Annotated in this window: 9 protein-coding genes; 3 read left to right on the top strand and 6 right to left on the bottom strand. The window is 38.6% G+C overall.

Translation table 11 applies throughout. The annotated features are described in order from the left end of the window. Positions 1-296: 296 nt before the first annotated feature. The gene (locus tag WA1_RS22695) at positions 297-509 is read right to left on the bottom strand and encodes a hypothetical protein (RefSeq protein WP_026134761.1); all 213 of its coding nucleotides are present in this window, start codon (positions 507-509) and stop codon (positions 297-299) included. A gap of 305 nt (positions 510-814) precedes the next feature. Between WA1_RS22695 and WA1_RS22700 the strand changes: the two genes are divergently transcribed. Next, positions 815-2,203, top strand: coding sequence for an RNA-guided endonuclease InsQ/TnpB family protein (locus WA1_RS22700; RefSeq protein WP_017744394.1), 1,389 nt, complete (start codon positions 815-817; stop codon positions 2,201-2,203). A 261-nt stretch (positions 2,204-2,464) separates the two neighbouring features. Beyond that, entirely contained in the window at positions 2,465-4,375 is a 1,911-nt protein-coding gene (locus WA1_RS22705; RefSeq protein ID WP_017744393.1) for an ATP-binding protein, read from the top strand. Positions 4,376-4,478: 103 nt separating this feature from the next. Here the strand turns inward: WA1_RS22705 and WA1_RS22710 are convergent, their stop codons facing one another. The 3 genes from WA1_RS22710 to WA1_RS22720 all read right to left on the bottom strand — a co-directional run bounded on the left by WA1_RS22710 (position 4,479) and on the right by WA1_RS22720 (position 8,493). Next, positions 4,479-5,984 carry a flavin-containing monooxygenase gene (locus tag WA1_RS22710; RefSeq protein ID WP_017744392.1) on the bottom strand — a complete coding sequence of 502 codons (1,506 nt, stop codon included), beginning with the start codon at positions 5,982-5,984 and terminating at the stop codon, positions 4,479-4,481. Between the two features lie 42 nt (positions 5,985-6,026). Further along, on the bottom strand, positions 6,027-7,604 hold the full coding sequence (locus tag WA1_RS22715) for an NAD(P)-binding domain-containing protein (RefSeq protein WP_017744391.1): 1,578 nt from the start codon (positions 7,602-7,604) through the stop codon (positions 6,027-6,029). Positions 7,605-7,779: 175 nt separating this feature from the next. Then, positions 7,780-8,493: a hypothetical protein gene (locus tag WA1_RS22720; RefSeq protein WP_017744390.1), complete on the bottom strand. Its 714-nt coding sequence runs from the start codon at positions 8,491-8,493 to the stop codon at positions 7,780-7,782. 695 nt (positions 8,494-9,188) lie between these two features. On the opposite strand from WA1_RS22720, the gene WA1_RS22725 reads away from it, so the two are divergent. Continuing rightward, entirely contained in the window at positions 9,189-14,783 is a 5,595-nt protein-coding gene (locus tag WA1_RS22725) for an ATP-binding sensor histidine kinase (RefSeq protein WP_026134759.1), read from the top strand. 29 nt (positions 14,784-14,812) lie between these two features. Here WA1_RS22725 and WA1_RS22730 read toward each other — a convergent pair whose 3' ends face one another. Further along, entirely contained in the window at positions 14,813-15,040 is a 228-nt protein-coding gene (locus tag WA1_RS22730) for a hypothetical protein (protein ID WP_066612978.1), read from the bottom strand. Positions 15,041-15,195: 155 nt separating this feature from the next. Further along, complete coding sequence (locus tag WA1_RS22735; protein ID WP_017744387.1) at positions 15,196-16,854, bottom strand: alpha-amylase family glycosyl hydrolase; 1,659 nt, start codon at positions 16,852-16,854, stop codon at positions 15,196-15,198. Positions 16,855-16,962 lie beyond the last annotated feature (108 nt).

Consider the following 16,962-nt stretch of genomic DNA (forward strand, 5'->3'; position numbering starts at 1 on the left):
GGGGGCCCCCCCCCCCCCGCCACTAATACACACCACTAATGCACACCGCCACTAATACACACCACTAATACAGGACAGGCGGGACGCCCGTCCCACAAGATGGGCTAATCCATTTCTTGGAAATATCCTTATTCGGCGACTCTGTATCTCATTGGGAAAGAGAGTTGGAGGCGATGTCCTAAAAGTTATCTGAAAAAAAAGTTTTATTAAATGGTCTTGACTTATTTCAACGAAGGCAAATTTCTGGGCGATCGCACGCACGCACGCACGCACGCACGTAAGTTCACTACACTTAATTAGGAATTAAGAACCTCCTGGCTGTCAAAAAGTAACTCACACAGAAAAGAGCGTGCCTCTTCTAACGAAAAATGTCTGGGCTTTCCTTGAAAAACGATTTGATACTCGTTATTGTTTGGCCCATCTCCGTATCCAGAAATCAGTTTGTGGTGAAAAGCTTCCTCTGCAAGGTGTTGGACTTCATTTCTAAGAACAACTTGTGTGTTAATCATAACTATGTCATCTCCTAGAATTATACTACAGTTATCGAGTAAGTATAAAAAATACAAAGGTATTGCGACTACTTTCAAAAGTTGTATGTTATGGCTCGGTCTAATGAAGGATAAATAACGAACTAGGTCAAGATTTTCCTGTTCCCTGTTCCCCGTGCCCTGTTCCCTTATTCTATCAAAATATAATGGGAGGGTGAGAACCCCTCAGTTTTAACGAGGGGATGAAACCCGACCCAACAGGTTTTAACCTGTTGTTGACTTTGTATGTAGTCACTAAGATAATCAACAACAGGAGGTGATGACAAGTGTACAAAACTTTACCAGTTAAGGCAAGGTTCACAGATATTGAAGAAGCGTTTTGGATTGACCAATGCCAACACGCTAACAGTTTGATTAATTGTGCTCTTTATCATGTTCGTCAAACTCATTATTCAAGACTTGAAGAGTCTGATAATGCATTCACAACTTATTGGCGTGGTGATGAATTGCGGCACGGTTGGAAGACATACAAATGTTTTACGACTTATCCCGAACTAGATAAAGTTCTTAAGGATAATCCACATTACAAGGCTCTGGCTGCACAAGCGGCACAGCAAACATTGAAATCTGTAGGGGAATCAATTACTTCTTACAATGGATTGGTTAATGCCTACTACAGAGGTGAGGTAGACAGACCCGCGTTACCACAATATAGGAAAAGCGGTGGACTTGCGGCAGTTACGTTCCCAAGACAAGCACTTACTTATAAAGATGGTTGTTTTTATCCATCAATTAGTAGAGAAACCAAACCGCATTTGTTAACTGAAATTGCTGTACCCTTGCCTGAATTCATTGATTCGGATTGGGTTAAAGAAGTGACAGTTCGTCCTTGTTACGGTCAGTTGTGGATTGATTGGGTTATCGATGACGGTAAACAGATTGTTGAAATTAATCCCAATCTTGATTACACCCAAGCATGGAGTTTTGACCACGGTGGAAATAACTGGCTAACAGGTGTTTCAACACTGGGACAAAGCTTAATCATTGATGGGAGAAAGTTAAGTTCAATGAATCAAGCTTATTGTCGGATTGTTGCCAAATATAAGCAGGGAAAGTCTGATTTCTACTGGGATTCAAATCTTGATAGGATTCAACGCAAACGCAATAATCAGATGCGTGATGCTATTAATAAAGCAGCAAGATTCATTATTAATCGATGTCTTGCTGATGGTATTGGAAATCTTATTATCGGTTGGAATGAAGGGCAGAAAAATGGTTCCGATATGGGCAAGCGTGGGAACCAAAATTTTGTGCCAATCCCGACTGCTAGATTGATTGAACGGCTTAAACAACTTTGTCCTGAATACGGGATTGTTTTAACAATTACTGAAGAGAGCTACACCTCCAAGAGTTCATTTTTGGATGATGATTTCCTACCTACATTTGGTGAAAAACCCGACGGATGGAAGCCATCAGGTGAAAGAATTGAACGTGGTCTTTACAAAACCAAAAAAGGTTTTTTAATCAATGCGGATTGCAACGGCGCAGCCAACATTGCAAAGAAAGTAGCCACACAGCTAGGACTTGTTCTAGTTAAGGTGGGTAGGGCAGTTTTGAGTCTGCCACATCGGTATGATTTGTTCCGCGATCTAAAGAATTCATTTCGTAATACGTTACGGAGTGCCTCTTTAGAGCACGGAGTAACAACCATGTAGAATCCCTCGTGTTTTAAACCGAGGGAGAACTCAAGATTATGCCTTTAGGATAACTAAAAATCATTATATTGGAGTTACAATAAGCAGGCGTAAGCGTAGCATTTGATGCTTAAGTCAAGTGTAACGCGTGTGGTGTGGCGCGGGCTGGTGCCATCGCTTCCCAAAGAGTAATCAATTTATAGAGATAGTAACTCAGTCTGGAGAAAGCATAAAAGCATATATACCTCCAGGTTCCGGTGTTTAGCCAAAGGTCTAGAGTCAATGGTTCAAGACAGAGTTGCAGACCCAATCCGCGTTAACGCAAGAAAGACTGATGCGTTCGATATTTTCAACTTTAAGCATTTCGTTGGAGCAAATCCCTATTTAGAAACAGGGGCATTGGTATTTGATTTTACTTTGACTGAATTGACACAACCTCTGCCTGTAGAGGAGTATGTTGCAGTCATTAGCGATCGCTATCCAAATTTGGGTAACGAAACATACGACTCCTATGCTCATCTGTTTGCCCGAACTTTATCAGAAGTTGGAAAGCTGCAAATGGATTTGCACCTCGACAGATGGGGTATAAAACCGTATCCGAATTTTACGAGGATTAGCTTGCAGTCACTGCACGAACGCACAACACGGGCTGTTGTTTACTTTGTTTGGGATTGGTTTGAAGCCATAACTCGAGACAAAGAAATTACCTTTGACGAACAAATTTCAAACCTTCAAAAGAGATTTCGGCAATCTGTCTACGGTGGGCCAACAGTCTACGCTTTACTGCGAACAGCTTCTAGAAAAGGTATTCCTGCCTTTTACCTGTGGGATGAAGGACTCACCCAGTACGGGTATGGCAAGAAACAGGTTCGGGGTGTAGCCACAACATTTGATTGTGACAGCCATGTAGATTCCGACTTCACAACCCGTAAAGATGACTGTAAAGCTTTTTTGAGTACTTTGGGATTCCCAGTTCCTAAGGGAGATATTGTTATTACAGAAAGGGAAGCACTCTCAGTCGCTAGAGAGATTGGTTACCCAGTAGCAGTGAAACCAGTCGTTGGTCACAAAGGAATTGGAGTCACAGCAGAAGTGCGAGACGAGTACGAACTAGAATCTGCTTTCGATCGCGCACTCAAGGCAATTCCAGAAAACGAGCCAAGCCGTATCATCGTTGAGAAAAGCATTATAGGTGCCGATTATCGACTGCTATGTGTCAATGGTAGATTTGTTGCTGTTACGGAACGTCGTCCTGCATGGGTAGTCGGTGACGGGGACTCAACCATTGAAGAATTAATCCGAGAAGAAAACCGAAAACCAGGACGGTGGGACACTCCAACCTCAGCAATGGCTAAAATTCAGTCTGATGAGGCAATGGAACAGTACCTCGAACAGCAGCGCTTGTCACTCGATAGCATCATTGAGAAAGATCGTAAAGTTTATCTTCGCAAAGTTGCTAACCTCTCATCAGGAGGAGTCAGCATTGATGCAACCCGTGACATTCACCCTGACAATATTATTTTGGCGCAAGACATTGCCCAACACTTCCGACTCATTTGCTTGGGGATCGATGTCATTGCTCGAAATCTTAACGAATCTTGGAAGTCAGGGGACTTTGCCATCCTAGAAATTAACGCTGCGCCAGGAATTTTGATGCATCTTAACCCTGCTATAGGAGAAAGCGTTGATGTCCCTTCACATATCCTAGAAACTTTTTATAAGTCAGGTACAGATGCCAGAATACCCATAATTACCTTTAACAACATCTCCGTACATGACCTTCAAGAAACAATAGACCATATTCTTTTACAACATCCTGACTGGACAGTAGGTGCTGTTTGTCGTGACGGAGTTTTCGTCAATCGTGCGGCAAAAATCCTTAATAAGGATTACAACGTCAACCTCCTAACATTGCTACGCAATCCCAAACTTGATTTGCTGATTGCTGAGTATGAAGGAGAAATTTTAGAGAAGGAAGGAATGTTCTATTACGGCAGTAATATAGTCGTTCTAGATAACCCTACGGAAACTGAGATGATACTAGCACGGGATATTTTTGAGGACTCCACTGTTGTGATCAGAAGACGAGACAATGTTTCCATCAGACGTAAGGGGTTGATTGAAGAATATTCTTTGGGAGAGGATGAACCGTTTACACGGGTTTATCTCAAGGAAGTTGGCACAGTTTTGTAATTAGTTTGAGAAATTAGAACCCCGGTTTCGTAGAAGTTACCGGGGTTCTGACGCCTCTACTTAGATCCCCGACTTCTCAAAGAAGTCGGGGATCTGGAGACAATCAAGATTTATTAGCTAGCAATTCCTGTCGAAGATTTTTGTAGGCAGACGGATCGGCTGGCATCATAAATTCTCCAATCGGATTCCACGGTTTTCTCCTCTTCTTAAGGCCCATGTCTTTCATCAGTTCATCTATGTAATGAAAAGTAAATGGAGTAATGCATGCTCCACCCAATATAGCGTATGGTCTTTCTTTCTTTCTCCATTCCAACTCTGCTTCTATATCTTCAAGAATTTCCTCCTGAGATGGCAAAGTTAAGTTTCCTTTAAAATACTCTACTAGCCATCGAGCACCTATTTCTGATGTTAATTGAGCACATCCGCTATAGTTATAGCCAACAAAACCCATCTGTGGAACTAGAGGATGAATCAGATGGCGGTATAGATGAATTATACTTTTTTCGTCTATAATTTGCCGAAGATATTTCTTTTCCAAAAAGGGGATATCTTGACGAAATCCTGTTCCAAATATAACAACATCTGCATCCAAATCCTCTCCGTTTTCCAGCTTCAACCCAGTACTAGAAAACTCTTTGATTCCTGTTTTTTTCGGATGAATTTTACCCGAGCGCACGAGTTCGAAAAAGCCTTGAGGGGCTAAACCAATGCTACAGCCTATGAGTTTGTTGATAGGTTGATCGGGAAGCATCCTACAAGCATCAAGAGAAAACTGCAAGCGTAACAGCGTCTCGTTAGCTCGCCAGAAAGCCCACACAAGAGGTTTTCCAATAGTGTGCAGAATTTTCTCCCACCCTTGAAGCGTGCGGTAAGGCATCCAAGATTCTGCAAACCGTGTTAAGAGAACATATTTGACATTGATCAGACCCAGGAAAAACTTAGGAATTTTCCACAATACTTGACGGAAAACAAGCGTACACTCTTTTGCTTCGGTAGCAGTAACTGTAGCTATATCAGTAGCTGATTTACCAAAACCTACAACAACAACGCGTTTGCCCTCAATTTGAGAGCGATCGTAAAATTGAGTCGAGTGTAATATTTTCCCTCCAGATGCTATGAACTCTTTCATTCCTGGGAAATTGGGTGTATTGGGGATACTAAGAGTCCCATTGCACACCACGACAAAGTCGAACTCGAACTGCTCTTGTTTGACACCACCTCGAGCATCGTCTTGAAAATTGACGTTAACAATCCACATTGGGCGATCTTCAGCTTGAGACTCAAACTTTTTGACTGCAGTCACTTCCGCACCAAACCGAATTTTTTCTAGAACATCAAAGTGCTGTGCGTAAGATTCTAAGTAAGCACATATTTGCTCCCCTGATGGCCATTCTGGATAGGAGCTTGGCATGGGATAGTCTGAGAACGCATATGTATCTCGGGGATTCTGGATAGAAAGTCCTGGGTAAGCCCTTGACTTTTCCCATACACCACCTAGCCCCGTCTGTTTCTCAAAAACTGTGACATGATAACCTTCTTCAAGAAAAGTCTTAGCTGAAACTAAACCGCTAACTCCAGCTCCAATGACACACACCTGTAACGCTTTCATTTTGTTTTCTTTCCTTTAGTAATAGAGAGCGAAGTGTTTGTTTCAATTACCAACAGGCATCAGTGAATTTGAAAGCTGATGCTCTAAGAATGCGAGGAGTGGTTTAATATGCACTTCCTCTAACCATTCGCTTGCCAAATCTTCAATGATGTGGTGTTCTGCAATTAACTTGCCATAACAGAAACACCGAACAACTGGATGAATGAAAGCACTTAGAGAAGCATTTTCAAAATCATCTTTGTGAACGCGATTGATGGCAAAAGGATCTGACATCTCATCCACTTCAGACCCAAACTCTAAAGAGATTGTGTAGCAATGATTGCAATGAGTCAATTGGTTTTCATGTATATAGTCTTTAGGGAGTTCCTGATAATATTTGGCAACTTGTTCGTCATTTGATAAAACTATTAAGTCACACAAAAATCCTGTTTGTTGCCACAATCCTGAACTTGTATTGACTCTATTGAGAATTGCTTCTGTTAAAGTTTTAGGAGTCACTTTAACAATCTGATGGGGTAATTGCTCCTGATGGTATTTATGCTGTAAGATGGAATTCAAAGCCCGAACATTATAGCGAAATCCATGAATAAAACCGGATTGCTTCTTGCGATAATCGCGCATATGCATGAGTGTTCCGGCAAAATACAAGTCCTTGATGTTGGTAGATTCCCATTCACTCGTTTGATCGGGAAAACGGTTATTGATAACTAAGTCAGGTTTACATGATTCATCAAAAATAGAATCATCGAAGCGAAATCCAGTACAAACAATAACGCGATCGTAAATTATCTCTTCTTTTTCTCCGCTAGCATGACTGTAAGAAAAAGACACCAAATATTTACCATCTCGAAACTCTATTTTACTAATACTGGCATCCAAAACAGCATTTTGTGATTTGAGTTGGTACGTATCCAAAAAATTATTGTTAACAGCCCGTAGATTTCCCACATACCTGGTTTTCCATGCCATAGATAAAGGAGTTCTACTAACTATGTGAATTGATGCAGCAGTTCCAATAAGATGATCGGCAGTTTCAAAACCAGAATTACCTTTACCAATAATCAAGACTTTTTGGTTGATAAAGTCTTCAGGATTTATGGAAACATCAGTGTATTTTTCTGCCAATTCAATGCCAGAAATAGAAGGAATGTAAGGTTTTTGAAAACCCGTTGCCACAATCAGACGCTCTGCATAATAAACATTGTTATTACTATCTGTAACTTCAAAGGCATTCTGTTTAGCAATTCTGACAACTTGACAACCATACTTAACTTTAAGGTGAAAGCGAGCAGTAAAATCATTGAGATATCTGACAAGGTCTTCTGTATTTGGAAAGTATTCCTTGCTGTAATTCTTAAACGAAATTTCTTGATGATCGTTCAATAGAGAATTCCAGTCCCATCTCAGATTGATTTCTGTATCGTTATACCCTGTGTAAACTTTATTAATAGAAATCAATTTTTGATGTCGTGGAAAGTTTTTAAAAAAAGTTCCAGCATTGGTTCCAGATTCTAAAATTATGTAACTCCGTTTGGATTTTTCTAAGAAATATCCTAACTGTATTCCTGCTGGACCAGCACCGATAATTAAATATTCAAAAAAGTTAGTTGTTGAATTCATTATTTTTTATCCTCAAATATATGTTTTCGGGATTACTCCTGTCCCGTCCAAAGATTATCTATTTAATTGAACCGCAAAGACGCAAAGGACACGAAGAGAAATGAGTTAGGGAATGAGGGAATGAGGGAGTGAGGGAGTGAGGGAGTGAGAGAAACTAAATGACAAATGATAAAGCTTATGCAGATTTCAACAATTGTTGATTCTCGGAGCTTTTAGCATACATTAAAAGCTCATTTGTAAAGGTTGTGAAAACAGTAAAGACTTCTTCAACAATTCCAAAAAGCTTTTGGCGAGTTTCTTCTGTCAATTGAATGTCTGTTATAAATTCCTCGCATCCTGATAAACCTATAGTATGACCAGTTTCTACAGTTAAATGAAAATCAGCAAAATATAAGCATTCGTGTTCTGTCATTGATTTAATCTCTTGACCAAGTTTTGCGGCAACTGAAAACATCACATTTCCTGTTGCTTCCGTAACTTCAACAACTATCAGCTTTTGGATAGGGTCAGCTTGTAAAGCATAGTGACAAAGTTGATGGGTTAACCATCGTGAAGCTTTGGTTTCTTCACCCCAAAGAAATTTGAGGGTATCAACAAAACCGTGTTGCTGGTCAAAACCTAACTTTTGTAAGTCTTGCAAAAACCACAACCAATGATGGTCATCTTCATATGTATGTTTGTTGATTATTTTCTGTATTGGATCTGTGGTTGGTTCTTGTCGAAAAACGTATTTGTTTAACTCTCCAAAATTCATTATAAAGGGAGCTGCATAGGGTGCCCAAGCCAACCTTTTCATAGGATTTATGCTTTTATCTCGCATAAATTCAAATAAGGGATTTTGAGAAAAATTTTGCTTTTTTTCTTCAATTAGTTGAAGTACAGAGTTCATAAAAAAATCAAGATTCTAGGAGAATTGTTCTTTACTTGAGTAACTTTTTATGGCAAGGCAAATCCATAGGATGAACTGAAAGGAGTTTATTCAACCTTAGTATATTTTTTTGAGCATAAAATCAAAGTTACATAGAGGATGTTTTAAAAGTTTTGGTCTCATATAATGAGCTACTATACAAACAAAGTCCGCCTGCGCGAACTAACGAGAAATTAAGGTTTTGAAACCCACGTAGGTGGGTTTCGCTTGTATAGTCGAGGCAGTGCGTTGCGGGGGTTTCCCCCGTTGTAGCACCTGCTGTGCGATTTCTAATCGCTAGGACTAGTATAAATTATGACTTTACAAACATCCTCTAACCATGATGGTTTTTGCTGTTAAAAATAACAATAGAAAATTTACGGAATAATATTCTTGATTAACTTAAAGAAAATATTAACTCTACTGAGTTAGAAAATTTTTGTTGGCTATCAATATTGATAAATTTACTGATTTCTAAAATCTAATTTTAGTGAACGCTTGGCTAGCATGAGTTTGACAACGGTGAACACACGGTTTAAGCAACCGTGTATTCACCGTTTTTTATTAAAGTTTTTACAGTTGATGAGGCTAATATTATGAATTTAGCTCCTGATTTGTGAGATTGCTGGGATTTTTGGGAACACTAGGTGATATTAGTTTTGGAAGTTTTGGCTCAAATGTCTGTACATCTAAACAAAATTTTTACTATTCCTGGCTATCGCATCTTGGAAAAAATTTATGCAGGCAGCAAAACTCTAGTTTGCCGGGGTATTAGAGAAAATGACCAAGAACCAGTCGTTATTAAACTAATACAAAGCAAATATCCAAGTTTTGCTCAAATTGCTCAGTTTCGCAACCAGTATGCGATCGCAACTAATCTTCATATTTCAGGTATTATCCAAACCTATAGTTTGGAACATTGTAATAACAGCTATGCTTTGGTAATGGAAGATTTCGGTGGTGTTTCTTTAAAAGACTATTTAAATCATGTCAAAGTCTCAAATACAATACCTCTAGAAGAGTTTTTCCATATTGCTGTTCAAATAGCTTCTACTCTCCACGAGTTGCATCGGCACCACGTGATTCATAAAGACATTAAACCTGCAAACATCCTAATTAATCCCACCACCTTTGAGGTCAAGTTAATAGATTTTAGTATTGCGTCCCTACTCCCAAAAGAAATTCAGTCCCTTACCAATCCCAATTTTTTAGAAGGCACATTAGCTTATATTTCCCCCGAACAAACCGGAAGGATGAACCGAGGGATCGATTACCGTAGCGATTTTTATTCTCTTGGAGTCACATTTTTTGAACTCCTTACCGGGCAGTTACCCTTCACCACTAAAGATCCTATAGAGTTAGTCTATTCTCATATTGCCAAGCAACCGCCAAATGCAAGCGACATTAATTGCCACATTCCAAAGTGTCTGTCCGATCTGATCGGCAAACTGATGGCAAAAAATAGTGAAGATCGCTATCAAAGTTGTTTCGGATTAAAGTCTGATTTAGAAATGTGTTTGCAACAATGGCAAAAGACTGGAAATATCACACCTTTCCAGTTAGGACAACGTGATATTTCAGACCGTTTTATTATTCCTGAAAAACTCTATGGTCGCCAACAGGAAGTAGAGACTCTACTTGCTGCCTTCGAGCGAGTCACAAGTGGAACGACAGAAATGGTGTTGGTTACTGGTGCTTCTGGTATCGGCAAAACTGCTGTTGTCAACGAAGTTCACAAACCCATTTTGCGACAACGAGGTTATTTTATTAAAGGAAAATTTGACCAGTTCCAACGCGATATTCCCTTATCGGGTCTGGTGCAGGCTTTTGAAGACTTAATAAGACAACTCCTGAGTGAACCCGATCGTGTTCTTCAACACTGGAAAACAGCCATTTTAGCAGCATTGGGTATGCAGGCTCAGATCGTTATTGATGTTATTCCGAACTTAGAATTGATTATTGGTCCTCAACCACCAGTCGCTGAACTATCTAGTATCGCTGCACAAAATCGTTTTAATTTATTGTTTCAAAGATTTATTAAAGTATTCGGTACTAAAGAGCATCCTCTGGTTCTTTTTCTGGACGATTTACAATGGGCAGATGCAGCTTCGTTAAAACTTCTTGAATTATTAATGAGTCCAAGTACAACAGTTAGAACATATCCCTCTGTAATAAAAAGACATGAAAATGAATCTTCAGTGCCAGAAGATATAGAAAATTCTCATCAGCTTCAAAAAAATTTATTATTAATTGGCGCTTGCCGCGATAATGAAGTTTCACAAACACATCCACTGTTCTTCACAATTAAAGCTATTGAAAAGACACAAGCAACTATTAGTTATATTAAGCTTCAATCTTTAAGTTTATTTGACTTAAATTCTTTGATAGCTGATACTCTTCATTATGAAAAATCAGTTTCCCTAACTCTTACAGAAATAGTATTTGCTAAAACTCAAGGTAATCCATTCTTTTGTTATCAATTTCTCAAAAAACTACAAATAGAAGGAGCTATTACATTTAATTTTGAGGCTAGATTTTGGCAATATGAAATTACCAAAGTGAAGGCGCTAACTTTCACAGAGAACGTTTTAGAATTTATGGCGCTTCAAATTGAAAAGTTGGCAAGAGAAACTCAAGCTGTCTTAAAATTGGCTGCATGTATAGGAAACCAATTTGATTTAAAGACGCTTGCGATCGTACATCAAAAATCCGAGGTAGATACGGCAAATGACTTATGGACAGCCTTACTTGAAGGGCTTATTATACAAGACAGTGAAAAATATACCTCACCTAAATACAAATTTATACACGATCGCGTACAGCAAGCTGCTTATTCTTTAATATCCGAAAGCCAAAAAAAGATAATTCATTTACAAATTGGACAATTGCTGTTGAGTACTATATCAGTTGAAGAACGAAAAGAAAAAATTTTTGAATTAGTCAATCAACTGAATACAGCAGCAGAATTAATTAGCGATCCAACCGCTCGTCATGAATTGATAAATATGAATTTGATTGCTGGAAGAAAAGCTTTAGCATCAACTGCTTATGCAGCAGCATTGAAGTATTTTAATACTGGTATACAGTTACTGACTGTTGATTGTTGGGAGTCAGACTATAATCTTAGCCTCACTTTATATGAAAAAGCAGCAGAGGCGGCATACTTAGATGGTGATTTTGAACATATGCAAAAAATAGCAGATATTGTGTTGGAAAAAGCAAAAACGCTATTAGATAAAATCAAAGTTTATGAAGTTATAATTCAAGCTCGTGGTTCGCAGAATAAACTTATAGAAGCAATTAGCATTGCGCTATCATTTCTAAAATTGTTAGGAACGGAATTTCCAGAAAATCCCAAGCAGACTGATATTCAAAATGAACTAGAGATAACAACTTCAAATCTGGCAAATTTCAGTATTGAAACCTTAATTCATTTGCCAGAAATGAAAGAACTTTTGCCTTTAGCAGTAATGCGTATTCTCTCTAGTATTACAGCTCTAGTGTATCCAGTTTCTCCTCAGTTATTTCTGTTGATGATTCTTAAACAAGTTAATTTATCTATTAAATACGGAAATGCTCCTTCATCCGCTTTTGCTTATATCACCTATGGATTAACGCTTTGTGGAGTCGTAGAAGATATTGAGTCTGGATATCAATTTGGCAAACTAGGCAAAATTTTGTTGACTAGAGAACAAACTAGCTCTGTAACTGCAAAAGTTTTAGAAGTATTTCATCATTTAATTAGACCTTGGAAAGAGCATATTAGGGAAACACTAAAACCTCTGCTAAATACTTATTCTATAGCTTTAGAGACGGGGGATTTAGAATTTGCGGCTTATGCTCTTTATGGTTATTCTTATACTGCATATTTCACGGGTCAAGAGCTAACAGAACTAGAAGGAGAAATAGCAATATACAGCAGTACTCTGCAAAAAATAAAACAGCATAGAGTCTTTTACTGGAATGAAATTTATCGACAAACCGTTCTCAATCTTTGTCAAGTTTCTGAGAAACCTGATTGTTTAATTGGTGAGGCTTATGATGAAGAAAAAATGCTGCCAATCCATTTAGAGACGAATGATGGAGTTGCACTTTTGTTTTTATATTTATGTAAACTTCAACTTTGCTATTTATTTGGTGATTACTCTCGTAGTATTGAATATGCAGCCAAAGCAGAAGAGTATTTATATGCTGGACTGGGGATGATAATTCTTCCGATTTTTAATTTCTATGACTCGCTATCTCTTTTAGCAAGGTATCCTAGCGTTCAACCATCAGAACAAGAACAAATTTGGATAATGGTGATAGCTAATCAAGAAAAAATGCAGAAATGGGCTTATCATGCTCCCATGAATTTTTTGCATAAATTTTACTTGGTTAAAGCAGAGCAACATCGGATTCAACATGAATATGCCGAGGCTGTGGACTCTTACGAAGATGCTATTGCATATGCTCAACAAAACCAGTATATCAATGAAGAAGCTCTTGCTAACGAACTAGCTGCTAGATTTTATTTAGAATGGAACAAATTAAAAATTGCCCAAGTTTACCTAACAGATGCTTACTTTGGCTATGTTCGCTGGGGTGCTAAAGCTAAAGCTGACAATTTGACAAAACGCTATCCTCAGTTATTTACCCCTATTCTTCAAGAAAAAAAAATTCAGCTAGAACTCAGTAAAAATGCCTCTAATAGTATTATACCTGTATCTACTAGTAGCACTAATCGAACTTTCTCTGGATCGGATACAAGTATTTCTGACTCTCTAGATTTGACAGCGGTTATCAAAGCCTCTATTGCACTTTCCAAGGAAATTGAACTGGAACAATTGCTATCTACTTTAATGCAGGTAGTTATGGAAAATGCTGGAGCTTCTAAATGTGCTTTGATTTTGAATGAAGGAGAAAATTTATCCTTAGCTGTCACTTCCAACTCAGCTTCTGTACCCCCTCATACAAATTTCCCATCAATCCCGTTAACATCTAGCCAATATGTTCCGATAACTTTGATTAACTATGTAAAACGCACACAAGAAATGTTAGTTATTGATGATATTAATGAACACATAATATTAGCATCCGATAGTTATATTATAGATCAAAATCCCAAGAGTCTTTTGTGTATACCTATTATTAATCAAGGAAAGTTGCTTGGTATTCTTTATTTGGAAAATAATCTGATAATTGCAGCGTTTTCTCAAAATCGTTTAGAACTACTCAAACTGATTACGACTCAAGCCGCAATCTCCTTAGAAAATGCTATTCTCTATCAAAATTTAGCACAAGCAAGCGAGCGCTTAGAGCAGTACAATCATAGCTTAGAAGAAAAAGTGGCTGAGAGAACACAAGCACTTCACAGAAGAAATCAACAATTGCAACAAGCAATAAAGAAGTTAAAACATACTCAAACTCAATTAGTTCAAAGTGAAAAAATGTCGAGTTTAGGACAAATGGTGGCAGGAATTGCTCATGAAATCAATAACCCTGTCAATTTTATTCATGGCAATATTATTCATGCTAATAATTATATAAATCAATTATTAGAATTCATAGAAATTTCTCAACTAGAATACCCTAATTCTTCCGAGCTACTACAACATAAATATCAGGAAATAGACTTAGATTTTCTAAAAGAAGACTTGCCCAAAATTATGAATTCAATGAAAACAGGAACTACACGTATTCAAAATATTGTGTTAGGGCTGCGTAACTTTTCTCGTTTAGACGAAGCAGAAATGAAACCAGTTGATATTCATGAGGGAATCAACAGTACTTTAATGATTTTACATCACAAATTTAAAGCCAAGGTAGAAAGACCTGAAATTCAAGTTATAAAAGAATACGGAAACCTACCCAAAGTTGAATGTTATGTTAATCAACTTAACCAAGTCTTTATGAATATACTGGGAAATGCGATTGATGCGTTGGAAATAGCGACTGGGAAATCGGAACTAGAGAACAGAAAGATAAATACCCCAATTGCCAATCCTAAATCCCTAATCCCTAAAATTTGTATTCGTACATTTATTGCAGAAAACCATACCGTAAAGATTCTGATTGCTGACAACGGTTCTGGAATGACTCAGGAAGTTATGCAAAAAATATTCGATCCATTTTTTACAACTAAGCGAATAGGAAGTGGTACAGGTTTGGGGTTATCAATTAGCTACCAAATTGTAGTAGAAAAACATAAGGGTAGTTTAACTTGTAATTCCATGCTAGGCCAGGGAACTGAATTTATTATTAAAATACCAATAAGGCAGAGTAAGGGATGAGATATCTAGATATTCCACAGATATATGCTCTATAAAATACACCAGTTTTCAAGTAAATAAACCACAGAATTTTCTTGTGGTACGGGCGTCCCCGCCCGTTCTGGCTCGGAGAGTTGTGGTACGGGCGTCCCCGCCCGTTCTGGCTCGGAGAGTTGTGGTACAGGCATCCACGCCCGTTCTGGCTCGGAGAGTTGTGGTACAGGCATCCACGCCCGTTCTGGATGGGAAAGCGGACGAGGACGCCCACCCCACTTCATGTGGTCTATCTTTCGTTCTCAGATCTTGGCTGACAACAAGGTGAGGAGTCAATACTGCTCGGTTAAGAGAAAACGAGAACCCCGGTATCTTAAAGATACCGGGGTTCTGGCACCTCAACTATCCTTAACCGACAAGTATTGGGTGAGGAGTTTACTTACTGCCAAACAAACACTTTGGCTTCATAAGGTCCTAAGTCAGTCATGATCCCATCATCACCAGCTTCAATATCGTAGTTGCTAGTCCATTCGTGCCATGTACCACTACTAGGGAAGTTAGGCACATGATACCCACCTAAGAAGTTTTCTGAGAAATTGGCGACGACGACAACACGAGAGCCTTCATCATTCCATCGGCTGTATGCTAAAACTTTTGCCTCTGGATTTTCGTGAATGAAGTCAATATTTTCCGTGTAAAGAGCATGATTGTGTTTCCGCAGGTTAATCAAACCTTTGTAATATTCAAATAAGCCACGATTCAAATCATTGCCCAGTAATTTCCAATCAATTTTGGATGACTCTTGTGTTTTCGGCTTGTACTCTGCAAATTCTTGACCCATCCAAAGCATGGGTACACCTACAGCCGTCATAAGGAGAACTGCACCCAACTTCAATCGTTTAAAAGCATCTTCATCAAAAACTTTGCGGTTTCCTAGTTCTACTATCAGGCGATTGTGATCGTGGTTTGCCAAGTAATTCACAACATTTGTACTTCCCATGAAACCTTGGCGCTTGCAGTCAATGACATCTTTGAGTTGCTCTAAATCAAAGGTATCACCGCAAAGGTGTGCAACAACAGTATGGAGGAAACTATCATGCCAGCAACCATCCATTGGTCCGTCTACATTGGTGATGCTAGGAGTTTCAGGAATGTGTTCGGCAATATTATAAAAAGGCTTCATGCTAGCAGTTTTTTTAGTTTCCTGCACAATCCAGTGCATGAAATCATAGTTAGCAATTTGCCGTGCCGCATCATAACGAATACCGTCAAGATGATATTCACTAATCCAAAAACGAACCGTATCCCCAATAAATTTTCGAGCAGGATAAGTCTCTAAATTTTCATCATATTGTTCGTAATTAAATTCAGGTCCCCAGTTATTATCAGGATCGCGGGGAGCATGATGATACCAATAATCGTGGTCGATTTGTGTGAGAGGACAAGATGCTTCTGAATGGTTATAAATACCATCCATAATGACACGAATGCCTCTAGCATGGCACTCATCAATAAGATTTTTCAACTCTGCTGTTGAACCATAACTTGACTCTGTGGCAAAAAAGAAACGAGGATTATAACCCCAACTATAACTACCAGGGTATTCTTTAACTGGCATTAACTCAATGGCGTTAATTCCCAGTTCGCACAGATAATCTAACTTTTCAACAACGTGCTTGTATTTGCCACGTGCATAAGGGTCATCTTCACCACCAGAAAAGTCAGTAACGTGTAACTCATAAATCACCAATTCATGGTCTGCAGGCAAAGGGCGATCGTCATGTTGCCAAACATAAGTGTCAACAATACGTTCGCCATCTTTGATTTGTATAAGGCCATTGTCATGTCCGCCCAATTCATCAATGTTAGTGGCGTAAGGATCGGTCACATCTACCGATTGGTCGGGTTCAAAAAACCAAGATTTAGATTTAACGCGAAATTTATATTGATAAGTACCGTCCTCTAATTCAACAGTTGTGCGAAAATAACCATCATCACCTTTTTGCATTGGGATCGGTTCCCAGTTAGAAAAAGAACCAATGACAGCAGCGCCTTCATTATAAGGTGCAAATAAGTTGAATTCTATTGGTTTTGCCATAATTAAGTTGTGAAATTGATGTGATAATGAACTTTACAGGTAAAAGGAAACATTACTAACAACATTGCTAATGACTAAATAATTAATGACGTAAACGATTATTTAGTC

The sequence above is a fragment of the Scytonema hofmannii PCC 7110 genome, from assembly GCF_000346485.2.
Lineage (GTDB): Bacteria > Cyanobacteriota > Cyanobacteriia > Cyanobacteriales > Nostocaceae > Scytonema > Scytonema hofmannii.